This is a genomic window from Spiroplasma endosymbiont of Clivina fossor (assembly GCF_964031115.1).
GTDB lineage: Bacteria > Bacillota_I > Bacilli_A > Mycoplasmatales > Nriv7 > Nriv7.
This window is the reverse complement of sequence record NZ_OZ035006.1, coordinates 880,655-904,696: the sequence shown is the minus strand read 5'-3', so window position 1 is coordinate 904,696 and position 24,042 is coordinate 880,655. Positions and strand designations below refer to the sequence as shown.

The 24,042-nt window shown below is 24.3% G+C and carries 28 protein-coding genes and 1 pseudogene; 16 read left to right on the top strand and 13 right to left on the bottom strand.

What is annotated here, in order from left to right:
- Nucleotides 1–24 precede the first annotated feature (24 nt).
- Together AAHM82_RS13605 and AAHM82_RS13600 are read left to right on the top strand one after the other, a co-directional pair.
- The gene (locus AAHM82_RS13605) at nt 25–465 is read left to right on the top strand and encodes a transposase family protein (RefSeq protein WP_342263396.1); all 441 of its coding nucleotides are present in this window, start codon (nt 25–27) and stop codon (nt 463–465) included.
- Nucleotides 462–854 (top strand): transposase family protein, encoded by a 393-nt coding sequence (locus AAHM82_RS13600; RefSeq protein ID WP_342264845.1) that lies wholly within the window; start codon nt 462–464, stop codon nt 852–854. The genes AAHM82_RS13605 and AAHM82_RS13600 overlap by 4 nt, the downstream gene beginning before the upstream one ends.
- 484 nt (nt 855–1,338) lie before the next feature.
- On the opposite strand, the gene AAHM82_RS05515 is transcribed toward AAHM82_RS13600, so the two are convergent.
- Nucleotides 1,339–2,721, bottom strand: coding sequence for an Mbov_0401 family ICE element transposase-like protein (locus AAHM82_RS05515; protein WP_342263363.1), 1,383 nt, complete (start codon nt 2,719–2,721; stop codon nt 1,339–1,341).
- A 242-nt stretch (nt 2,722–2,963) separates the two neighbouring features.
- Here AAHM82_RS05515 and AAHM82_RS05510 point away from each other — a divergent pair, with 242 nt between their 5' ends.
- Nucleotides 2,964–5,081, top strand: coding sequence for a PQQ-binding-like beta-propeller repeat protein (locus AAHM82_RS05510; protein WP_342263362.1), 2,118 nt, complete (start codon nt 2,964–2,966; stop codon nt 5,079–5,081).
- Between the two features lie 234 nt (nt 5,082–5,315).
- On the opposite strand, the gene AAHM82_RS05505 is transcribed toward AAHM82_RS05510, so the two are convergent.
- From AAHM82_RS05505 to AAHM82_RS05460, 10 genes are all read right to left on the bottom strand, one after another.
- Nucleotides 5,316–5,834, bottom strand: a complete 519-nt coding sequence (locus AAHM82_RS05505) for a hypothetical protein (RefSeq protein WP_342263361.1) — start codon at nt 5,832–5,834, stop codon at nt 5,316–5,318.
- A gap of 53 nt (nt 5,835–5,887) precedes the next feature.
- A complete protein-coding gene (locus AAHM82_RS05500) occupies nt 5,888–8,077 on the bottom strand; it encodes a hypothetical protein (RefSeq protein WP_342263360.1) in 2,190 nt (729 codons plus the stop codon).
- A gap of 15 nt (nt 8,078–8,092) precedes the next feature.
- Nucleotides 8,093–8,476, bottom strand: a complete 384-nt coding sequence (locus AAHM82_RS05495; RefSeq protein WP_342223520.1) for a hypothetical protein — start codon at nt 8,474–8,476, stop codon at nt 8,093–8,095.
- Nucleotides 8,477–8,709: 233 nt separating this feature from the next.
- Entirely contained in the window at nt 8,710–8,958 is a 249-nt protein-coding gene (locus tag AAHM82_RS05490) for a hypothetical protein (protein WP_215826579.1), read from the bottom strand.
- A 2-nt stretch (nt 8,959–8,960) separates the two neighbouring features.
- Complete coding sequence (locus AAHM82_RS05485) at nt 8,961–9,281, bottom strand: hypothetical protein (RefSeq protein ID WP_342263359.1); 321 nt, start codon at nt 9,279–9,281, stop codon at nt 8,961–8,963.
- A gap of 6 nt (nt 9,282–9,287) precedes the next feature.
- Nucleotides 9,288–10,271 (bottom strand): hypothetical protein, encoded by a 984-nt coding sequence (locus AAHM82_RS05480; RefSeq protein ID WP_342263358.1) that lies wholly within the window; start codon nt 10,269–10,271, stop codon nt 9,288–9,290.
- Between the two features lie 24 nt (nt 10,272–10,295).
- Nucleotides 10,296–10,625, bottom strand: a complete 330-nt coding sequence (locus AAHM82_RS05475) for a hypothetical protein (protein ID WP_342263357.1) — start codon at nt 10,623–10,625, stop codon at nt 10,296–10,298.
- A gap of 78 nt (nt 10,626–10,703) precedes the next feature.
- Nucleotides 10,704–10,934: a hypothetical protein gene (locus AAHM82_RS05470; protein WP_342263356.1), complete on the bottom strand. Its 231-nt coding sequence runs from the start codon at nt 10,932–10,934 to the stop codon at nt 10,704–10,706.
- Nucleotides 10,935–11,098: 164 nt separating this feature from the next.
- Nucleotides 11,099–11,320, bottom strand: coding sequence for a hypothetical protein (locus tag AAHM82_RS05465; RefSeq protein ID WP_342263355.1), 222 nt, complete (start codon nt 11,318–11,320; stop codon nt 11,099–11,101).
- Between the two features lie 2 nt (nt 11,321–11,322).
- The gene (locus tag AAHM82_RS05460) at nt 11,323–11,649 is read right to left on the bottom strand and encodes a hypothetical protein (protein ID WP_215826298.1); all 327 of its coding nucleotides are present in this window, start codon (nt 11,647–11,649) and stop codon (nt 11,323–11,325) included.
- 444 nt (nt 11,650–12,093) lie between these two features.
- On the opposite strand from AAHM82_RS05460, the gene AAHM82_RS05455 reads away from it, so the two are divergent.
- From AAHM82_RS05455 to AAHM82_RS05410, 10 genes and pseudogenes are all read left to right on the top strand, one after another.
- Nucleotides 12,094–12,435, top strand: coding sequence for a transposase family protein (locus AAHM82_RS05455; RefSeq protein ID WP_342264917.1), 342 nt, complete (start codon nt 12,094–12,096; stop codon nt 12,433–12,435).
- Between the two features lie 595 nt (nt 12,436–13,030).
- On the top strand, nt 13,031–13,651 hold the full coding sequence (locus tag AAHM82_RS05445; RefSeq protein ID WP_342264762.1) for a transposase: 621 nt from the start codon (nt 13,031–13,033) through the stop codon (nt 13,649–13,651).
- Between the two features lie 92 nt (nt 13,652–13,743).
- Nucleotides 13,744–14,184 (top strand): transposase family protein, encoded by a 441-nt coding sequence (locus AAHM82_RS13595; protein ID WP_342263396.1) that lies wholly within the window; start codon nt 13,744–13,746, stop codon nt 14,182–14,184.
- Complete coding sequence (locus AAHM82_RS13590) at nt 14,181–14,573, top strand: transposase family protein (RefSeq protein WP_342264845.1); 393 nt, start codon at nt 14,181–14,183, stop codon at nt 14,571–14,573. The genes AAHM82_RS13595 and AAHM82_RS13590 overlap by 4 nt, the downstream gene beginning before the upstream one ends.
- Before the next feature lie 158 nt (nt 14,574–14,731).
- Complete coding sequence (locus tag AAHM82_RS05435) at nt 14,732–16,294, top strand: hypothetical protein (protein ID WP_342264761.1); 1,563 nt, start codon at nt 14,732–14,734, stop codon at nt 16,292–16,294.
- A 48-nt stretch (nt 16,295–16,342) separates the two neighbouring features.
- A protein-coding gene (locus tag AAHM82_RS05430) for an IS5 family transposase (RefSeq protein ID WP_425289002.1) occupies nt 16,343–17,172 on the top strand; the annotation gives its coding sequence in 2 pieces (ribosomal slippage) (nt 16,343–16,715 and nt 16,715–17,172; 831 coding nt in all).
- A 392-nt stretch (nt 17,173–17,564) separates the two neighbouring features.
- Complete coding sequence (locus AAHM82_RS05425; RefSeq protein WP_342263352.1) at nt 17,565–18,524, top strand: IS1/IS1595 family N-terminal zinc-binding domain-containing protein; 960 nt, start codon at nt 17,565–17,567, stop codon at nt 18,522–18,524.
- The gene (locus AAHM82_RS05420; protein WP_342264760.1) at nt 18,517–18,741 is read left to right on the top strand and encodes a hypothetical protein; all 225 of its coding nucleotides are present in this window, start codon (nt 18,517–18,519) and stop codon (nt 18,739–18,741) included. The genes AAHM82_RS05425 and AAHM82_RS05420 overlap by 8 nt, the downstream gene beginning before the upstream one ends.
- A gap of 230 nt (nt 18,742–18,971) precedes the next feature.
- Nucleotides 18,972–20,156 (top strand): annotated as a pseudogene (locus AAHM82_RS05415) (IS256 family transposase); the annotation flags it as partial.
- A gap of 42 nt (nt 20,157–20,198) precedes the next feature.
- The gene (locus AAHM82_RS05410) at nt 20,199–21,419 is read left to right on the top strand and encodes an IS256 family transposase (RefSeq protein ID WP_342263365.1); all 1,221 of its coding nucleotides are present in this window, start codon (nt 20,199–20,201) and stop codon (nt 21,417–21,419) included.
- 152 nt (nt 21,420–21,571) lie between these two features.
- Here the strand turns inward: AAHM82_RS05410 and AAHM82_RS05405 are convergent, their stop codons facing one another.
- Nucleotides 21,572–22,060 (bottom strand): hypothetical protein, encoded by a 489-nt coding sequence (locus AAHM82_RS05405; protein WP_342264759.1) that lies wholly within the window; start codon nt 22,058–22,060, stop codon nt 21,572–21,574.
- A gap of 41 nt (nt 22,061–22,101) precedes the next feature.
- A complete protein-coding gene (locus AAHM82_RS05400) occupies nt 22,102–22,293 on the bottom strand; it encodes a hypothetical protein (RefSeq protein ID WP_342264758.1) in 192 nt (63 codons plus the stop codon).
- 19 nt (nt 22,294–22,312) lie between these two features.
- On the opposite strand from AAHM82_RS05400, the gene AAHM82_RS05395 reads away from it, so the two are divergent.
- From AAHM82_RS05395 to AAHM82_RS05385, 3 genes are all read left to right on the top strand, one after another.
- Complete coding sequence (locus AAHM82_RS05395) at nt 22,313–22,852, top strand: hypothetical protein (protein ID WP_342264757.1); 540 nt, start codon at nt 22,313–22,315, stop codon at nt 22,850–22,852.
- A 480-nt stretch (nt 22,853–23,332) separates the two neighbouring features.
- Nucleotides 23,333–23,659, top strand: coding sequence for a hypothetical protein (locus AAHM82_RS05390; protein ID WP_342264670.1), 327 nt, complete (start codon nt 23,333–23,335; stop codon nt 23,657–23,659).
- A 2-nt stretch (nt 23,660–23,661) separates the two neighbouring features.
- Complete coding sequence (locus AAHM82_RS05385) at nt 23,662–23,883, top strand: hypothetical protein (protein ID WP_215825907.1); 222 nt, start codon at nt 23,662–23,664, stop codon at nt 23,881–23,883.
- Nucleotides 23,884–24,042: the final 159 nt, after the last annotated feature.

Genomic DNA, 24,042 nt, shown 5'->3' with positions numbered 1-24,042 from the left:
TTTTAATAAAAAGGTGGAATTTAAATGAAATTTAAAAAAAATAATCAAATAAGTGATAAAAATTTTTTAAGATTAACTGGTATTAAACATACTACTTTTAATAAAATGCTAGAAATTTTAAAAATAGAAGAATTAAAAAAGAGATTTCGTCGCGGAAGAACCAATAAATTATCATTAGAAAATCGTATTTTAATGACTTTAGAATATTGAAGAGAATATAGAACTTATTTTCATATTGCAAAAAGTTATGATATTAGTGAAAGTAGTTGTTATAGAAATATCAAATGAATTGAAGACACTTTAATAAAACACCCTAATTTTCAACAACTTACTGGTCAAAAATCACTATTAAAAGATTATTTCAAAGATAAGACTGTTATAATTGATGTAACTGAAAGCCAAATCCAACGCCCAAAAAAAGACAAAAACAGCACTACTCAGGAAAAAAGAAAAAACACACAATAAAAACACAAGTTATAATTGAAAAAGATAGTAAAAAAATTATTAGTTCTGATTTTTCTTATGGTAAAAACCATGACTTTAAAATTTTAAAAGATTCAAAAATTAAATTTTTACCAGAAACAACTGTTTTAGTGGATTTAGGTTATCAAGGCATACAAAAAATTAATCATAATGTTTTAATTCCTAAAAGAAAATCAAAGAAAAACCCTTTAAATAAAGAAGAAAAGCAAAATAATGAGCGAATTTCAAAAATGAGAATTGTTATTGAAAATGTTTTTGCTATACTTAAAAAATTTAAAATTATTAGTGAAAAATATCGAAATCGTAGAAAAAGATTTGCTTTAAGATTTAATTTAATAGCTTCAATTTATAATTTACAACTATTAGTTTAAATATATTTGATAATTTAAAATTTCAGTCTTTTTTTATTGTAAATAATAATTTTTATTATGTTTTAATGACAAAATATTTGTAAAAATAATCTAAAAATTATTTTAATAACACTTTTATATTTATTTTAAATTTAAAAATTATAATTATCATATTAATTTTGCAAGAAGTCTATTAAAATCGCAAATAATTATTGATTTATTTAACAATAAAATTATTTCAGTAGATTTTTGTTATGGCAGTACTCATGATTATAAGTTATTTTTAAAATCAAATACACTTATAAATCCAAAATGGTCGCGTTTAGTTTTCTTAGGTATTGTTTTGAAGAAGTAAAACAATCAGCTAATTATATTATTTAATTACTAAACTAACCCTGCCTTTCTTGTTATTGTCATTTTTATTCATTACCATTCTATCATATTATTGAATTTTTACACAATAAAAAATTATTAATTTTATTAAATTTTCACTAAATATTTTTACTTACTTAAATCTATTATATTTATTTGTTACAGCATTACCTTTATAATTAATTCAACTATCGTCATTTTTATTATTATATTTATTTCATAATGAATTTTTATATATTTCTTTTCTGATTTCTATTTCTGAATTAATATTTTCATTAATGTAATGTAATACATTTAATTTGTTTAAATTTGCCATTCTTAAATGTAATAAATTATTTAAATTCTTATGATTATATATTTTTGCCCCATAGCCTAATTGTTGTTTTACTAAATGCGATACATCACTTTCAATGCTACAACCGATATTTCATTCTAAATTTTGGTTATGAATACCATGCTTATTATTACTGAAATAATTACTCGCCTTTCTTAAATTTGTTTTAATATCTTTATTTAATTCATTTTTAGCATCATTACGAATGTTTTTGATTAATTTTTGATTATTTCCATCCTTATATAATTTAATTCAACTATTTAATGTTACTTTGCGATTTTCAAAAATAATATTAAATGCCGTTTGTTTTAATTTTTTAATAGCGTGATAACCATCTAAAATATATCTAACATTACCGAAACTATTAGCAATTTCTCTAATTCAAGTATCACCATCACCACAAACAATTATTTTGTCATAATTAATATTCACATAATGTTTTTGTAATTCTTTAATTAATAAATCACGATAATCCATCGTATTTATTCGTTTACCAACTTTTAACATTAGAAAATGACCTCGTTTGTTTTCTAATTCTCTACGAGCATTTTTATAATTTTTTTCTTTATGTCCGGTATGAAAAGTAACTAAACGAATTCTCTGGTCTTGTTTAACTTTCTGATCTAATGTCGCTAAAAATGTCTCATCTAGTTGAATATATAAATTCTTATTTTTGACATCAATTCTATTTTTAGTTTCTTTTTCTGCTAGTTGAAAATATTCAGCAATATCATATTTATTTAAAACATTCGAAATACTAGCTTTTGAAATATAACAATGATTTAGAGCATCTAAAACATCGCGATAGCGTTTACCATCACCCAAAAGACTTAAAACTTTAAATTGGACATCAAAATAAATGCGTTGTTTGGGCAGTAAACCAATTTCTTTATCTAATAAACATACATATTCAAATTTACCTGATTTTTGATTTCAATATTTATATCGGCGTCGTTTAAAAATAACATCACCAAAAATTGTAATAATTGTTCTTGTTGCAAAATGAACTACTTTATAACCTTGTTTTAACCGATAATGATGTAAATATAGGTATTCATCTAATTTTTCGTATTCATTAGCTAGTTGTTCACATTTGTTGGTGTACATATTTTTATGGGTTGTAAATAAGTTTAATCAATGCTTATTTTCTGGGGTTTTTAAATTATTATTAATTTCTAACATAGAAAAACCACCTTTCTTGGTATTAATTTTAATAAAGTTTAATTTGGTTTGATTATTTTTTTGTTTTAATGATAATTTTTTCTAGAATTAGTATTCAATATTCTGAAAAAATGATAAAAATTCTTATTTAATTATTTATAATTAATTTGTATTAATTAAATTTTATAAATTTAAGAAAGGGTCGAGTGATTACTATAAAAATTTATTAATTAGCAAAAATTCATGAAAAGGATTTAATTAATATGAAAAAATTACTTAGTTTATTAAGTACAATAACAATAGCAGGAAGCGGAATGTCGGGCATTGTTGCCAATAGTCCGTATCCAACTCCAACACAAGAAAAAATAGAAAATATAAATAATAAAAGACAAAAACGAAGCAATAATGAAAATAATAAAATAAATAGAACAAAAATTGTTATTAAAACAAATGGCGGAGTTTTTGCTAGTGGAATATTATTAAACAATAAAATATATTTTGGTTCAGATGATCATAATGTTTATGAGTATGATCCTGCTACAGGACAACAAAAAATTGTTATTAGAACAGAGGGGGAAGTATGATCTTCTGGTGTAATTTTAAACAATAAATTATATTTTGGTTCAAAAGATCATAATGTTTATGAATATGATCCCGTCACAGGACAACAAAAAATTGTTATTAGAACAGAGGGAGAAGTTTGATTTTCTAGTGGAATTATTTTAAACAATAAATTATATATTGGTTCAGATGATCATAATGTTTATGAGTATGATCCTACTACAGGACAACAAAAAATTGTTATTAGAACAAAAGCTAACATTCATTCTTCTGGTGTAATATTAAATAATAAAGTATATTTTGGTTCAGATGATTATAATGTGTATGAGTATGATCCTACTACAGGACAACAAAAAATTGTTATTAGAACAAATTGATGACTTCCTTCTTCTGGGGTTGTTTTTAACAATAAATTATATATTGGTTCAGAAGACAGTAATATTTATGAATACGATTCTGTTACAGAACAACAAAAAATTATTAAGATAGCAAAGGGTGCGGTTTTTTCTAGTGGAATTATTTTAAATAATAAAATATATTTTGGTTCAAAAGATTATAATGTGTATGAGTATGATCCTACTACAGGACAACAAAAAATTGTTATTAGAACAGAAGGGGAAGTATGATCTTCTGGTGTAATTTTAAACAATAAATTATATTTTGGTTCAAAAGATCATAATGTTTATGAATATGATCCGGCAACAGGACAACAAAAAGTTGTTTTTAGAACAGAAGGAGAAGTTTTGTCTTCTGGGGTTGTTTTTAACCATAAATTATATTTTGGCTCACAAGACCATAATGTTTATGAGTATAGTGGATACTATTTAAATTCAAATTTAGGACAAATTAATAATAATTCTGATAATGTAATTTTAAGTGAATTAAATTATTTAAATCCTGATTTAGATATTTCACAATTAGAAATTATTAACAAGACAAAAAATTCAGCTATATTAAAAATAAAAAATAATTTAAATAATAATATAAAAATACATTATTCAATTGATAATGGGCAAAATAAAATTATTAATTTAAATGAATTGATTAAAAAAGCATTATTTTTTAAATTTCGAAACGAAAATCCTAATTTAAAATTTAAGGAAATAAATTATATTGATACTAATAATTTAAATTTTTCAGATATTGAAATAACAAAAAAAGAAAATTCATTTTTATGATCTAATGTTCCTAAAAATGTATGTTCTGATAGAGAAATTATCAATAAAACTCCAAATACAAGATCATTTAATGTACCTGCTTGTGAATATAATTCGAAATCAAAATTAGTATTTCAAATTACAACAGGATTAACTAAAACAAAACAAGAAAATAAATTAAATGGTTGAAACATAAATTCTGATGATGAAATGAAATTAACAGATTTTACAAATATAAATAATAGAAATTCTGAAATCATTAATGTATTATCAAATGAATTTGATTTATCAAACACAAATAAACAAGAACAAGAAATGATTTTAAGTATTTTTAAGGAACCCGCTGATAAATTTGAACTTAATCCCAATGAAAAATTAAAAATTACTTATCCAGTAAGAATAATTACATCTAAAGTTATATTAAATTTAAAACAAAAAATTACAGGAAATATTACTGCCAAAATAATTGATGATAACAATAAAGAACAAATAATTACATTATCAATTACAGAAGTAATGCAAATTTTACAAAAATATAGTTTATTACCCAATGAAATTATTATAGATAAAAACAATGATAAAATAACATTTAACGGTGAAGCATTATTTTCATTAGAAAGAGAGGGGGCGGTAAGAACAAATACAGTTACTACTATAGTATAAGGTTTTATAAAAACGATATTAGCTATTTAGAACAATAACTTTAATTGAAACAAGCACAACAAGTTTAAATTTCTTGTAAAAATAAAAAATGTTCAAACCAGTAATTAACTAAAATTACTGGTTTTTATTCTGACAAAATAAAAAGAAGAAAAATTGCTTAGTTGTTTAAGAGTATTGTCATCATAGACAACCACCTTTTAGGGTAGTAATTTTAACAGTTTTTAAATTTAATTATTAAGGGTTTTCAATTTCAATTCCAAAATTATTTGTATTATTTAATCTATAATTATTGGTACTACCATGCTCAAAAGTTAGTAATTCTGTTCCTTGTGTTTTAATTCTTATTGTTTTATTGGGTACACTAATCATTCAGGTATAAAAATTTAAACCCGAAGTATCTATTTTTGTTCCATAAGTATTTGTTATTTTTTGAAAGTCTTTTTGTTTAATTCTGTTATTTACAAGCTCTGCATTAAACTCTAAACTAAAAATTTTTACATTTTTTAAATTTGGTAATTGTTTATCTATATTTGCATTTATATTATCTTCTGTTCTTATCTCAACTTTTAAAAGGTCATGGTCTTGCCTTTCTGTTAAAAATCTTATTTTTTCTAAGTTTCTAATTTCAAAATCATAAACTTTGTTTTCGTTATCTTTATTTTTTTGTTCTACTGATTCACTTGCTTTTTTAGAACATCCAATTACTGGTAATATTGTTAATGCGGAAAGAGTTATTATATTTAAAATTTTCATTATTTTAATTCCTTTATTACTTTATTTTTTCAATATATATATATATATATATATTACACGAAAATCCTTAATATCATTAGAAAAATGGCAAAACCAATTAGAAATTGAAAGGTATAATAAAAAGCTGGTACTGTTTTAAAAACTGGAAAAATAGCAGTTGAAAAATTAACTGTTGCTTTTGCAATGATTGCTAACGGCCGTAAAATGGTAATTATTTGTGAAGCTGTTAGTATTCAGTTTAGCATTTTAATACCAGCATTTTGAATAGCACAACCAATATCGTTAAAGGTTGGTATTCACCGCCCGGAATATTTGCAATTTGGTGGTGGAATTAGGTCATCCCATTCTGAGTTGGTTGAACCGTCAGGAATAAAGGCCGTGGAATTTAAGACATTAAAGTCATAAATTTTAAAATTGTAATTATAGGTGTTATCCTTGTGATAAAGCGGGAAAGTCAGCGTAAAAATATTAATACCGTAGCGAATATCAATATCGGTATTGAGATAATTAATGCTGTTAGCAGTATTGTTGATTGGCAAGGTAATAAGTTTATTGTCGTAGGATTTAAGCACATTAAAGTCAATTTGGTAGATACTATTTTTATTTTTAATGGCATTATAATTCTCTTGGTGCGTTTTTTTATCAAAAGTAAAGAAATAACTTCTTAGTAGTAATTCTGAATTTCCAGTAATGTTAATAAAATATTTTTTGGGATAAAAAGTAATTAACGAGCGATAAAAGAAACCGATTTGAATAAAGTAATTTTTGTTGTAATCATCTACTCCTTTAAAATCAATTTCGGTATAAGTTTTTTCGTCCATATCAAAAGTAGCATAAAATAAACTGGCAAAGAAATTACCAAGGATTTCATAAATTTCGTCAAAGATATTTTTGTAATCATTATTGTTAATACCAAGAATGTTGTTTTTAAAATAAAGGTAAATATCGTTCCTTAATTCAGGGTCATAGCGTAGAAAACTAAATTTAACATTAAGATAATTCAATGTTCCAAAAAGGTACTTAATTAGGTAATAATCGTTAGCATTTTCAGTGTCATATTTTCAGATTTCAGTTTCACCGTGTAATAATTGTAAATAATTATTTCCAGCAATTAGAGTTTTGTTAAATGCCTTAATTTTAAGGACATTATCGTTGGTATCCTCTTGTTTCGGAATGACCATTTTAATCGTATTTGTTCCTTGCAATTGTGTACTCGTTTCAATTGCAGCGAATTTAACGGTAAATGTTCTGTCAGCAACATTATCTGTTGTTAAATCAAAAGTAGCACTATCATCTAAGTAATTGTTGTCGTTATCTTTAATTTCTGTATTATAGTCGATGCCTTCAATTGCATTATTTACGCCAGTAAGATTGTTAATTGTTTCATTAAGTCTTTTTTTAATTTTTTTGATAACTTCAATTTTGGTTGCATTTGTAGGGTCGATTATTTCTGAGTTTGGTAAAATAGTTGAAGTCTTGTGATAAAAATAGCTCTCGTCTTTAAAACCATGATTTTTAATGGTGAATTCTTTATAGTAACCTTTTTCTAAAGTGTCAATGAAATTAAATACTGGTGTTCAATAAAGATAAGAATAATTAAATTTGTCAAAATCACCGCGATGAATCATTAAATAATCAAGGTTATCAATAACATCATTGTATTTGTGGTTACCATCAAATTTAGTAGTTGTTATTGGTAAATCAATGTCGGTACTGTCTTTTTCAATTTCTATATTAAAATCATTTGTATTATTTAATCTATAATTGTTGGTACTACCATGCTCAAAAGTTAGTAATTCTGTTCCTTGTGTTTTAATTCTTATTGTTTTATTGGGTATACTAATCATTCAGGTATAAAAATTTAAACCCGGAGTATCTATTTTTGTTCCATAAGTATTTGTTATTTTTTGAAAGTCTTTTTGTTTAATTCTGTTATTTACAAGCTCTGCATTAAACTCTAAACTAAAAATTTTTACATTTTTTAAATTTGGTAATTGTTTATCTATATTTGCATTTATATTATCTTCTGTTCTTATCTCAACTTTTAAAAGGTCATGGTCTTGCCTTTCTGTTAAAAATCTTATTTTTTCTAAGTTTCTAATTTCAAAATCATAAACTTTATTATTTTGTCTTTTGTTTCTAATTAGTGAATTTACTGTTGTTTTATCATTGTTAATATTTTGGGGAATAGTAAAAATGTTATTGAAACTAATAGTTAGCACGGTAAATATTTTCATAAACATTTTTATCACTCCTTTTTAAAATATTTTATTTTTCATTGTTCTTTTTTCTTTAATTTTTTGAATAATAAAGCGGATTAATTTTTCAAATTTAATTGCAAAATATATTGCTCCGCCTCATCAAAAAACAAATATTCCTGCTAGCATAATACCACTATTGAACTTGCCAAAGAATTTAACCATCTCTTCATTCATAAAATTATTAAATTCGTCACTTGTTCCGGTTATTCATTTAGTATCGATTACTGTTAATGCACAAATTAATAAGCTTATAAAGATGAAAATGATACTTAATGATACTTTTAACCACTGCTTTTTAAAAGAATTTTTAATCCTTAATCTTAATGGCGTTTTTTCTTTTGAATTATCTTTTTTAAATAATTTGCCTAAAATTTTTTTCATTTTAGTTTTCCTTTCGTGTTTAAAAATTTTTAATTTTTCATTTTCAATAACTAGTTCTGATTTCTCATCTATATGAACACTATTTCGCTTTTCTAGTTCTAAAATTTATTTATTTTTTTCCATTATTTATGTATTTAAGAGTATTAACACTATTTTCTAATATGACATTAACAATTTTTAATTTGTCATTTTCTATTTCTAATTCTTGTTTTTTAGTTCATTTTTCCATTTTTTTATCTACCTTTAATCACAATAAATAAGGCAATCAGTACACAAGTAACGCCAAGAATGGTGAAGATTGGATGTTGTGAAAATGTCCGAGCCATTGGTTTAAATAGTTCTAAAATTGTTAAATTGCTAGTAATAAACTTTTGGAAATTCGCAAGGCCTTCGCTAATATAGTTTGTTAAAGTTTCAAAATGACTACCAGCTAATAGTCCAAGAACAGTTATTAAGATAAAAATAATAATTAGTTTAAACATCGTTAGTTACCTTGTTTTGTTTTTTTATTTCTTTGTTTTCAATTAATTTTATTTGGATTTATTGGTTTTATTTGTTTTTTAGTTTTTCCTCACGCACTTAACCGCCCTTTATTTTTAACCGCATATTGGCGTTGTTTTTCTAAATTAACTTGTTGACTACCAAATCCAAGAATAATTGCCATAAGAAATTCTACAGCCAGCGTTAAGAACAAAGGAAATATTAATTGAATATTTGTTCCTGGCACTTCTAAACTTCAAATTAAGTCAAAAACTTTATAAAGCATTTGAGCGAGAAAGTCGGCCATTTTTGCGAGATTTTCCATTTTTTATTATTCCTTTTCTTTCATTTTTCTTAAAAATTTGCTAAATTTATCCATTTTTAAATATTCTAAATCTTCTAAATCAATTGCTGTGTCAGTATAGTATTTGTCTTCATAGTCAGGATTTACTTTTGCATTTAAGTAATCTCTTAAAAAAGCTAGGTAAAAAGAATTGTAAGTGTTAAGTATTGGTAAAGGAATTTTTAGTTTAAAAAAATAAATATCAAGTTCAGGGATATCACGGTATTTAATGCGACGACCTTTTTTGCTATTTTTAGCATCAATTAAGGTGTTTCGTCAGCGTTCATATTCTTCAATGCTCGTAAAGGTACCATAGATGACTTTTAAGTAGGGCCGAAAAATATTAACGGTTTTTTTGCGAATTCCCACAATCACATTATTGGCAATATCACGAACTTTAACTCAAATATGTTTATCTCTTTGACCGCTAGCCAGAACAATATGACCAAAATGCCGTGCCAGAGCGAAATATTCTTGGATACCGGTTTCCTCGTTTTTGGTATTATTTTTTTCTCAATCAGTACCTTCTAAAAATAAGTTGGTTTCATCTCATAAAAGTAAGGTTTTGTCTGGCAATACCGGATAATCAAAATCTAATAATCCCATATGACCTAAACTTAATTTTTGGGTTTCTAGTAATGGAAATGTTGATGCGATGTGATATTTCTTCTTTTTTAGTAATTTTGATGCATATACTAGAAAAGCAGTTTTTCCAGTTCCTAATGAACCAATCACAATATTTAATGGTGAATTTTTTAAGAAATTAATAACTTTGTTAATTTGTGTTAAATTACCGATTTTAAAAAGAAAAATTAAAATACAACCTGCTAAAAATAAATAGCTTACAATATTTTTAAAATAACCGTTGTAAATATATCAAATTGCTCCGCAATGTCATAAAATTAAAAATGAGGTGCGATTCAATTCAATAAAATGGTTATTTTTTTCTATTATTCATTTGCAAAATTTCATCTTGCACCTCACTTTATTTTTTTGTTAGCGTACTGCTCCAAGTAATTTTTCAAACATTTTAAAGCAAATAAAGAATATTGCCAAAATAAATGGAAAAATGAAGATTCAGTAGTCAGCAAAGAAGTTACCGACTTGTGGCATATTAACAGCAATAATTTCTCACATTTTAGTAAACGCTGTTATAATCGCATTTCATAATTTAGTCATCGCGTCACTAGCTGTTATCTTTGTTACTGCTGGTACTTCTGTTAAGAAAGTTCCAATCATATAATCACCCCCTTTCTTTTTAAAACATTCATCATTTATATTCAAAGTTTTTCTTAAATTTGTTAAAACCACGGTTAACCTTAACACGATTGTATTTTTTCCTAATTAATTTTGAATTTCTTTGGGAATGCATCAGAATGTAACTTCTTGACATTAATTTTTTCCCTATCTAAATACTGATATGGTTTTTCAAAGGAGCATTAGAATAAATCACACCATAATCGCTGTTAAGAATCAAAAAGCAATGTTTGCTATTAAAAGTCAAAGTGGCGCTTCGTTTAATTTAATTTCTTTACCACCAGTAATGTGAGCCGGAATAGTTGTAATTTGAATAAATAAATCTCAGAAAGTTTGTTTAATTTGTTCTCAATTAAATTCTTTTAAGTTTATTGTCATTTTTTATCTCCCAAAAATCATTTTTATTGGTAAATACATAATTGAAATTAATGCGAAAAGAAAAGTAATGATAATAATTAATCCGGCAATAAACGCAACTTGTGCAGGCATTTTTTCTATCGGAATAAACAGTTTTAAGAATTCCATAATAATTTCTCAAAACATTATTTTTTATCCGCGTTATTTTCTTTTGAATTAGGAGATTTAACTCATTCCTCAAAACGAGCAATAAATACTTTTTCGTCTTTCGTGAAATTACCAGTATTATTTTTAATGGCATTTTTATATTTAATTCTAATTTTTATTTTGGCATAAATTTTATAAGCAAAATATGCTAATAGCATGATGCTGATAATAATAAATATTAATCCAATCGCAATATTCATTTTTAAACTCCTTTAAAATAGTTATAATTTATATCTTTTTTGTTGTTTTCTTTTTCGGCAATGAAGAAACTTAATAATTCTTGCCCCTTAATTAATTTGGTTTCATTTTCTTTTTGATTAATTGAAATTATTTGATATTTACTATCTTTTATTATTCCGATGCAAATCGAATTTTCATATTTTCCTTTATAAACAAATCGCTTTGGAAACCAAATGCCGATTTGTTCATTAAATCATGGAATTTTTGGTGCTTTAATAAACATTGCGTTTTGTGTTTCTTTTAAAAGATATTTCTTAGTATTTAAGAAAATGTTTTCAATGTTTTTCATAATAAATTACCTTTCTTATAGATAAACTAAGTTATATTAACTAAGTTTTAGTTAACTTAGTTTTTTAAACACTTATATATCGCAGATTTAAGTGTTTAACAAGCTTTGTTAGTAAATTTTGTTTTTTAATTAGATAAAGATTTTAATAATTTTAAACTTAGCATACCCCTATATAGAAATTTCTACACTTTAATATCCGCATCCTACCCTTGGAACTAATTTAATAGCGTGTATATTTTTAGGAAATCCACCCATTCATTTTTTTATTGCAAAACGAAACAAATTGCTATAGCTAATAGGATGTTATCTATTAACTGGTAAACTTCTTTCGGTTATGGCGACCACCCATAATTTATCGTGCTTTAATACATACCAACATTATTAATTCACTTGTATTTAATTTTCAAAGAACAAATTTTTAACACCTTATAAAATAAAAAGACAATCATTGCTGACCGCCTTAATACTTATTCAAATATTTTACTACCTAACAAAACTTTATGCGTCCATCCAAAATTAGAATTAATTGCCGATTCAGGATATCAAGGTTTGCAAAATGTTCATAAAAATACATTATTGCCAATTAAAAAGAGTAAAAATAATCCTTTAAATCCAGATAAAAAGGAATATAATAGCTTTTTAAGTAAAGTTAGAATTGTCATTGAACATGTTTTTGCTAGATTAAAAAGATTTAAAATACTAGTTTATCGTTATCGCAATAAGATTAGAAGATTTGGATTACGATTTAACTTAATTTCAGGAATATATAATTTTGAATTAAGCTAGTTATAGTTATGTACCAAGTTTAATGAAAATATTAATTCAGAAATAGAAATCAGAAAAGAAATATATAAAAATTCATTATGAAATAAATATAATAAGAAAAATGATGATAGTTGAATTAATAAAGGTATTATTGTATATACGAATAAATATAGAAAACATAAATTTATATAATTAGTGAAAATTTAATAAAATTAATAATTTTTTGTTTAATTTTGTCGAAAACTCTTGATATTTATTGAATATACTTAATTTTAGGTATATTTTTAATATGATAGAGGTGGATAATAATTATGGAAAAAATAATTCAAGAACTAGTAAATACTTTAACAGATGATCAATTTTTAGAATTTTATGAAAAAGTCAAACAACAAGCAGAATTAATAAAAAAACAAAAACGGTTAAATGAAATTAATCAAAAATTTAGAGCGCAAGGTATTTTAAATGCCCTAAATGTGAATCTTACCATTGCGTTAAAAATGGACATAATTCAGAAGGAAAACAAAAATATTTATGTAAAAATTGCCGTGCAAGTTTTGACGCTTTTCGTAATCATTTTATTTATTGAAGTCATTTAAATTATGAACAATGAAATTTATTGATTCAAATTTCATTGCTGGGGCAATCTAGTAAAACAATTTCTCGTTTTATTAAAACTACATTAAAAACTGCTTGATATAATCGTCAAAAATTAATGAAATCAAAACAATTAGAAAATACCCAATTAAAATTTAAAAAATTATCTGGTAAAATCCAAATCGATGAAACATTTATTAAAGAAATCCATAAAGAAAATTTCAAATATAAAACTAATCCACGAAGAATTCACCTTGACCCATTCGCAACTAATACTAAATGCTGTATTCAAATGGCAATTGATAATAATAACAATATTTATGTTAAATCCACAAACACCAAACGTTTACAAAAACAATGAGTTATTGAAAATATGAACAAAGAATTAATTAACGAAAATTCAATTATTACTTCTGATATGCAAAAATTATATTTTTTAGTAGCAAAACAAACAAATTCTACTTTATGTGTAACTAAAACAACAATTAATCCTGAAGCTAGTTATCGTAACTTAAATAAAATCAGTAAATTACAATCTAGTCTTAAAGAAGTCTTAATTCATTATCATGGTTTAGGTTTTACTAATATTCAAAATTATTTAAATCTCTGAAAATGAAAATACCAACATAAGGGAAGGGTTTAACTCCAAACCAACAAACAGCGATATTAGACTTCTTGCAAAATTAATTTAAAATATAATTGAATTGTTGTTTTTAATAAAAAGGTAGAATTTAAATGAAATTTAAAAAAAATAATCAAATAAGTGATAAAAATTTTTTAAGATTAACTGGTATTAAACATACTACTTTTAATAAAATGCTAGAAATTTTAAAAATAGAAGAATTAAAAAAGAGATTTCGTCGCGGAAGAACCAATAAATTATCATTAGAAAATCGTATTTTAATGACTTTAGAATATTGAAGAGAATATAGAACTTATTTTCATATTGCAAAAAGTTATGATATTAGTGAAAGTAGTTGTTATAGAAATATCAAATGAATTGAAGACACTTTAATAAAACACCCTAATTTTCAACAACTTACTGGTCAAAAATCACTATTAAAAGATTATTTCAAAGATAAGACTGTTATAATTGATGTAACTGAAAGCCAAATCCAACGCCCAAAAAAAGACAAAAACAGCACTACTCAGGAAAAAAGAAAAAACACACAATAAAAACACAAGTTATAATTGAAAAAGATAGTAAAAAAATTATTAGTTCTGATTTTTCTTATGGTAAAAACCATGACTTTAAAATTTTAAAAGATTCAAAAATTAAATTTTTACCAGAAACAACTGTTTTAGTGGATTTAGGTTATCAAGGCATACAAAAAATTAATCATAATGTTTTAATTCCTAAAAGAAAATCAAAGAAAAACCCTTTAAATAAAGAAGAAAAGCAAAATAATGAGCGAATTTCAAAAATGAGAATTGTTATTGAAAATGTTTTTGCTATACTTAAAAAATTTAAAATTATTAGTGAAAAATATCGAAATCGTAGAAAAAGATTTGCTTTAAGATTTAATTTAATAGCTTCAATTTATAATTTACAACTATTAGTTTAAATATATTTGATAATTTAAAATTTCAGTCTTTTTTTATTGTAAATAATAATTTTTATTATGTTTTAATGACAAAATATTTGTAAAAATAATCTAAAAATTATTTTAATAACACTTTTATATTTATTTTAAATTTAAAAATTATAATTATCATATTAATTTTGCAAGAAGTCTATTCTATATCTGTTTATCAAAATGATATTTCTGATAGTGTAAAAGCTAATAGTCTTTATTTCGCGACAGATGATGGCCTTTATTTTATGCATGATGATAATTCATGAAAACCACATAAAATAAATGGTATAAATGAAGCAGTTAGTTCTATTATAATTGAACAAAAAAGTGGTAATGCATTTGCAATAACTAAAACAGGAAAATCTTATTTTATTAATAAAGATAATTTTAATGTTAGACAAATTAATGAAATAACAAGATCAGTTAATCATATTGCTATTTTTTCAAATACTGTTGGTACAACCATAGCTAATAGTCTTTATTTTGCAACAAATGATGGCCTTTATTTTATGGGAGCAGATTGAAGAGTCCAAAAAATAAATGGTATAAATGAAGCAGTTATTTTTGTTACAATTGCACCAATAAGTGGTAATGCATTTGCAATAACTAAAACAGGAAAATCTTATTTTATTAGTAATACACCTGGTAATTATGGTGCTAGAAAAATTATTGAAATATCAGGATTTATTAATTCTATATCTGTTCATCAAAATGATATTTCTGATAGTGTAAAAGCTAATAGTCTTTATTTCGCGACAGATGATGGCCTTTATTTTATGCATGATGATAATTCATGAAAACCACATAAAATAAATGGTATAAATGAAGCAGTTAGTTCTATTATAATTGAACAAAAAAGTGGTAATGCATTTGCAATAACTAAAACTAAAATGCTTTTAAATATTATTATTCAAATAAATAATTTAAGATTTAATAACATTATTAATGATGAAATTATTTTAAATGAATTAAATTATTTAAATCCTGATTTAGATATATCACAATTAGAAATTATTAATAAAACAGCATCAGATACATCAGATACATCAGCTACAGTTAAAGCAAAAGACAATGGTAAATATTTTGGTGAAGTTACTGTTAATTATAAAATTAAAAATAAAGATGATGTTGATGCTATTAATTTAAATGAATTAATTAAAAGAGCAGTATTTTTTAAGTTTCGTGATGAAAACCCTAATTTAAAATTTAAAGAAATAAAAAATATTGATACTAATAATTTAACTTTTTCAAATGTTGAAGTTACAAGAAAAGAAAATTCATTTTTATGATCTAATGTTCCTAAAAATGTATGTCCTGATAGAGAGATCATCAATAAAACCCAAAATATAAGATCATTTAATGTACCTGCTTGTGAATATAATTCGAAATCAAAATTAGTATTTCAAATTACAACAGGATTAACTAAAACAAAACAAGAAAATAAATTAAATGGTTGAAACATAAATTCTGATGATGAAATGAAATTAACAGATTTTACAAATATAAATAATAAAAATTCTGAAATCATTAATGTATTATCAAATGAATTTGATTTATCAAATACAAATAAACAAAAACAAGAAATGATTTTAAGTATTTTTAAGGAATCCGCTGATAAATTTGAACTTAATCCCGATGAAAAATTAAAAATTACTTATCCAGTAAGAATAATTCCATCTAATGTTATATTAGACTTCTTGCAAAATTAATTTAAAATATAATTGAATTGTTGTTTTTAATAAAAAGGTGGAATTTAAATGAAATTTAAAAAAAATAATCAAATAAGTGATAAAAATTTTTTAAGATTAACTGGTATTAAACATACTACTTTTAATAAAATGCTAGAAATTTTAAAAATAGAAGAATTAAAAAAGAGATTTCGTCGCGGAAGAACCAATAAATTATCATTAGAAAATCGTATTTTAATGACTTTAGAATATTGAAGAGAATATAGAACTTATTTTCATATTGCAAAAAGTTATGATATTAGTGAAAGTAGTTGTTATAGAAATATCAAATGAATTGAAGACACTTTAATAAAACACCCTAATTTTCAACAACTTACTGGTCAAAAATCACTATTAAAAGATTATTTCAAAGATAAGACTGTTATAATTGATGTAACTGAAAGCCAAATCCAACGCCCAAAAAAAGACAAAAACAGCACTACTCAGGAAAAAAGAAAAAACACACAATAAAAACACAAGTTATAATTGAAAAAGATAGTAAAAAAATTATTAGTTCTGATTTTTCTTATGGTAAAAACCATGACTTTAAAATTTTAAAAGATTCAAAAATTAAATTTTTACCAGAAACAACTGTTTTAGTGGATTTAGGTTATCAAGGCATACAAAAAATTAATCATAATGTTTTAATTCCTAAAAGAAAATCAAAGAAAAACCCTTTAAATAAAGAAGAAAAGCAAAATAATGAGCGAATTTCAAAAATGAGAATTGTTATTGAAAATGTTTTTGCTATACTTAAAAAATTTAAAATTATTAGTGAAAAATATCGAAATCGTAGAAAAAGATTTGCTTTAAGATTTAATTTAATAGCTTCAATTTATAATTTACAACTATTAGTTTAAATATATTTGATAATTTAAAATTTCAGTCTTTTTTTATTGTAAATAATAATTTTTATTATGTTTTAATGACAAAATATTTGTAAAAATAATCTAAAAATTATTTTAATAACACTTTTATATTTATTTTAAATTTAAAAATTATAATTATCATATTAATTTTGCAAGAAGTCTATTAAATTTAAAACAAAAAATTACAGGAAATATTACTGCCAAAATAATTGATGATAACAATAAAGAACAAATAGTTACATTGCCAATTACAGAAGTAATGCAAATTTTACAAAAATATAGTTTATTACCCAATGATTTTAATTTTGTCGAAAACTCTTGATATTTATTGAATATACTTAATTTTAGGTATATTTTTAATATGATAGAGGTGGATAATAATTATGGAAAAAATAATTCAAGAACTAGTAAATACTTTAACAGATGATCAATTTTTAGAATTTTATGAAAAAGTTAAACAACAAGCAGAATTAATAAAAAAACAAAAACGTTTAAATGAAATTGATCAAAAATTTAGAGCGCAAGGTATTAAATGTCCTAAATGTGAATCTTACCATTGCGTTAAAAATGGACATAATTCAGAAGGAAAACAAAAATATTTATGTAAAAATTGCCGTGCAAGTTTTGACGCTTTTCGTAATCATTTTATTTATTGAAGTCATTTAAATTATGAACAATGAAATTTATTGATTCAAATTTCATTGCTGGGGCAATCTAGTAAAACAATTTCTCGTTTTATTAAAACTACATTAAAAACTGCTTGATATAATCGTCAAAAATTAATGAAATCAAAACAATTAGAAAATACCCAATTAAAATTTAAAAAATTATCTGGTAAAATCCAAATCGATGAAACATTTATTAAAGAAATCCATAAAGGAAATTTCAAATATAAAACTGATCCACGAAGAATTCACCTTGACCCATTCGCAACTAATACTAAATGCTGTATTCAAATGGCAATTGATAATAATAACAATATTTATGTTAAATCCACAAACACCAAACGTTTACAAAAACAATGAGTTATTGAAAATATGAACAAAGAATTAATTAATGAAAATTCAATTATTACTTCTGATATGCAAAAATTATATTTTTTAGTAGCAAAACAAACAAATTCTACTTTATGTGTAACTAAAACAACAATTAATCCTGAAGCTAGTTATCGTAACTTAAATAAAATCAGTAAATTACAATCTAGTCTTAAAGAAGCCTTAATTCATTATCATGGTTTAGGTTTTACTAATATTCAAAATTATTTAAATCTCTGAAAATGAAAATACCAACATAAGGGTTTAACTCCAAACCAACAAACAGCGGTATTATATTTTAATGTATAAAAAAGTTAAAGTAAAAATAGTAATTTTACATAAAAGCCTTTTAAAATTATCAAGTTGATGATTTTTTTTATTTTATCAAGAGTTTTCGACAAAATTAAAACCCAATGAAATTATTATAGATAAAAACAATGATAAAATAACATTTAACGGTGAAGCATTTTTTTCATCAGAAAGAGAAGGGCCAGTAAGAACGAATACAGTTACTACTATAGTATAAGGTTTTATAAAAACGATATTAGCTATTTAAAACAATAACTTTAATTGAAACAAGCACAACAAGTTTAAATTTCTTGTAAAAATAAAAAATGTTCAAACCAGTAATTAACTAAAATTACTGGTTTTTATTCTGACAAAATGAAAAAATTGTTTAGTTATTAAGGAGCCTGTCCAAAATTCTGTGTCTCGATAATTCATTCTGAATTATACTTAAAAGAAGGAGAACAGAAAATGACAAAAAAAAAAATAAAAAAAGAACCTGACGCAATTGATAAAGTTGTTGATTATTTTTTAGAAAATATTGATAATCCACAAGATTTATTTAAAGGCAATACTATTTTTCAGGAATTTACCAAAAAATTAACTGAACGAATGTTAAATACGGAAATTAAAGATTATCTTGAAACTGATGAGAATCATAATAAAAGAAATGGCAACACACAAAAAACCATTATTACTAAAAATGGTTCAATCGCAATTGATGTACCAAGAGATCGAAATAGTACTTTTGAACCAGTAATTATTCCGAAAAGACAAAGAAGATTTGATAACTTTGATCAAAAAGTAATTTCTTTATATGCAAGAGGAATGACAATTTCTGATATCAAAGCACAATTGCAAGAATTCTATCACGGAGCAGAAATTTCAGAAAGTTTAATTAGTCAAATAACTGATGATGTTATTGAAGAAGTTAAAATGTGACAAACTAAACCTTTAGAGAAGATTTATCCGATTGTTTATTTTGATTGTATTGTTGTTAAAGTAAAGCAAGATAAACGAATAATAAATAAAGCAGTTTATCTTGCCTTAGGAATTAATTTAGATGGTTTAAAAGATATTTTAGGAATGTGAATTAGTGAGAATGAGGGAGCCAAATTTTGACTTAATAATCTTACGGAAATGAAAAATCGTGGGTTACAAGATATTCTTGTTGCTTGTAGTGATAATTTAACTGGGATGTCTGATGCAATAGAAGCTGTTTTCCCAAAAACACAGCATCAATTATGCATTGTTCATCAAATTCGCAATAGTTTAAAATTTGTTCCTTACAAAGATCGCAAACTTGTAGCTAATGATTTAAAATCAATTTATACAGCAATTAATGAAGAAATAGCGTTAATTGCTTTAGATCATTTTTCAGAAAAATGAAATAAAAAGTATCCACAAATTACTAAATCATGAAAAAATAACTGAAATAATTTAATAATTTTTCTTGAATATCCTCAGGAATTTAGAAGAATTATTTACACAACTAATGCGATTGAATCTGTTAATAGTCAATTAAGAAAAGTCATTAAGAATAAAAAGATTTTTCCTAATGACGCATCAGTTTTTAAAATATTTTATTTAGCATTTCAAAATATGGTTAAGAAATGAACGATGCCAATTCGAGCCTGTCCAAAATTCTGTGTCTCGATAATTCATTCTGAATTATACTTAAAAGAAGGAGAACAGAAAATGACAAAAAAAATAAAAAAAGAACCTGACGCAATTGATAAAGTTGTTGATTATTTTTTAGAAAATATTGATAATCCACAAGATTTATTTAAAGGCAATACTATTTTTCAGGAATTTACCAAAAAATTAACTGAACGAATGTTAAATACGGAAATTAAAGATTATCTTGAAACTGATGAGAATCATAATAAAAGAAATGGCAACACACAAAAAACCATTATTACTAAAAATGGTTCAATCGCAATTGATGTACCAAGAGATCGAAATAGTACTTTTGAACCAGTAATTATTCCGAAAAGACAAAGAAGATTTGATAACTTTGATCAAAAAGTAATTTCTTTATATGCAAGAGGAATGACAATTTCTGATATCAAAGCACAATTGCAAGAATTCTATCACGGAGCAGAAATTTCAGAAAGTTTAATTAGTCAAATAACTGATGATGTTATTGAAGAAGTTAAAATGTGACAAACTAAACCTTTAGAGAAGATTTATCCGATTGTTTATTTTGATTGTATTGTTGTTAAAGTAAAGCAAGATAAACGAATAATAAATAAAGCAGTTTATCTTGCCTTAGGAATTAATTTAGATGGTTTAAAAGATATTTTAGGAATGTGAATTAGTGAGAATGAGGGAGCCAAATTTTGACTTAATAATCTTACGGAAATGAAAAATCGTGGGTTACAAGATATTCTTGTTGCTTGTAGTGATAATTTAACTGGGATGTCTGATGCAATAGAAGCTGTTTTCCCAAAAACACAGCATCAATTATGCATTGTTCATCAAATTCGCAATAGTTTAAAATTTGTTCCTTACAAAGATCGCAAACTTGTAGCTAATGATTTAAAATCAATTTATACAGCAATTAATGAAGAAATAGCGTTAATTGCTTTAGATCATTTTTCTGAAAAATGAAATAAAAAGTATCCACAAATTACTAAATCATGAAAAAATAACTGAAATAATTTAATAATTTTTCTTGAATATCCTCAGGAATTTAGAAGAATTATTTACACAACTAATGCGATTGAATCTGTTAATAGTCAATTAAGAAAAGTCATTAAGAATAAAAAGATTTTTCCTAATGACGCATCAGTTTTTAAAATATTTTATTTAGCATTTCAAAATATGGTTAAGAAATGAACGATGCCAATTCAAAATTGGGGTAGTGCAATTTCACATTTAATGATAAAATTTGAGGACAGAGTGAATTTAAGTTAATTACTTAGAGACACAGTTAATTGTACAGTCCCGCCAATTCAAAATTGGGGTAGTGCAATTTCACATTTAATGATAAAATTTGAAGACAGAGTGAATTTAAGTTAATTACTTAGAGACACAGTTAATTGTACAGTCCCCATCAGTTTTTAAATTTAGTTATTAAAATTTTCAATTTCAAATTCAAATACATCTCTTAATACATAATTTACTGTATTATTTTTGTGATCATCTAAGTCAAACATCTCTGTGCCTTTTGCTTTGATTGTTATTTTTTTATTAATTATTCATATAGGAGTTTTTTTATTTTCTATTTTGGTTCCGTGTTTAGTTATTAGTTGTCTAATTTTATTTTGTTTTTTCTTATCATTATAGAATTCTTGTGTAAATTGAAGAGAAAAGTCTTTTAACTTTTTTAATTCTGGTAATTTTTCATTTATATCAATGTTAAATGCTTTCTGTATTTCAACTTGTGTAAGGTTATTTGTGATTTGTGAAAAATGAAACTTTACTTTTTGTAAGTCTTTAATTTCAAAATCATAAACTTTATTAATTTGCTCTGCTGATTCATTTGCTTTTTTAGAACATCCAACTATCGGCAACATCGTTAGTCCTCAAAGAACTATTGTATTTAAAAATTTCATAAATTTAACTCCTTTATTTCATATATATATATATATATATATTATGCAAAAATTCGTAAAATCATTAGAAAAATGGCGAAACCAATTAAAAATTGAAAGGTATGATAAAAAGCCGGTACGGTTTTAAAGACTGGAAAAATAGCACTTGAAAAATTAACTGTTGCTTTTGCAATAATTGCTAGCGGTCGTAAAATGGTAATGACTTGTGAGGCCGTTAGCATCCAGTTAATCATCTTGATACCAGCATTTTGAATGGCACAACCAATATCATTAAATGTTGGTATTCATCGTCGTCCGGAATATTTGCAATTTGCCGGAGAAACTGGTACTGCTGCCGCTCTGGCCCCGGAAACTCTAGGGCTATCTTTAGTAATTGGAGGATTAGCAATCGCAGGAACATGAATGTATTTTGCTTTTCATCATCATGCAACATCTAATATTGAGTTGCCAACTTCAATTCATCATAATGTTTATGATAACATTGAAAAATGATATAAATTTCTAGCCCATGATAAATTAAAAATTAAAATTAACAAAAACACATGAAATGAAATCAAGCAAAATAAAAATTCACAAGCAAACATTACTAAAATTATTAAAAATAAATTTGTTATAAATGACCATTCTAGTTGAGGTGGAAGTGTCACAAATGAAGATTTCAACACTTTTGTAAAAGTAATACTGCTTCATTTTGAACAAATAAATGGTTATTTTGAAATATTAGATAATGAAAATGATGGTTTTGTCATTATAACCAACACTGGGACGCATAAAGTTTTGTTAGGTAGATAAAGATTTGAATAAGTATTAAGGCAGTCAGCAATGATTGTCTTTTTATTTTATAAGGTGTTAAAAATTTGTTCTTTGAAAATTAAATACAAGTGAGTTAATAATGTTGGTATGTATTAAAGCACAATAAATTGTGGGTGGTCGCCATAACCAAAAGAAGTTTACCAGTTAATAGATAACACCCTATTAGCTATAGCAATTTGTTTCATTTTGCAATAAAAAAATGAATGGGTGGATTTCCTAAAAATATACACGCTATTAAATTAGTTCCAAGGGCAGGATGCGGACATTAAAGTGTAGAAATTTCTATATAGGGGTATGCTAAGTTTAAAATTATTAAAATCTTTATCTAATAATAAAAAAACAAAATTTAATAACAAAGCTTGTTAAACACTTAAATCTGCGATATATAAGTGTTTAAAAAACTAAGTTAATTAACTTAGTTAATATAACTTAGTTTATCTATAAGAAAGGTAATTTATTATGAAAAACATTGAAAACATTTTCTTAAATACTAAGAAATATCTTTTAAAAGAAACACAAAACGCAATGCTTATTAAAGCACCAAAAATTCCGTGATTTAATAAACAAATCGGTATTTGGTTTCCAAAGCGATTTGTTTATAAAGGAAAATATGAAAATTCGATTTGTGTCGGAATAATCAAGGATAGTAAATATCAAGTAATTTCAATTAACCAAAAAGAAAATGAAACCAAATTAATTAAAGGACAAGAATTATTAGGTTTTTTCATTGCCGAAAAAGAAAACAACAAAAAAGATATAAATTATAACTATTTTAAAGGAGTTTAAAAATGAATATTGCGATTGGACTAATATTTATTATTATCAGCATCATGCTATTGGCATATTTTGCTTACAAAATTTATGCCAAAATAAAAATTAGAATTAAATATAAAAATGCCATTAAAAATAATACTGGTAATTTCACGAAAGACGAAAAAGTATTTATTGCTCGCTTTGAGGAATGAGTTAAAGCTCCTAATTCAAAAGAAAATAACGCGGATAAAAAATAATGTTTTGAAAAATTATCATGGAATTCTTAGAACTGTTTATTCCGATAGAAAAAATGCCTGCACAAGTTGCATTTATTGCCGGATTAATTATTATCATTACTTTTCTTTTCGCATTAATTTCAATTATGTATTTACCAATAAAAATGATTTTTGGGAGAT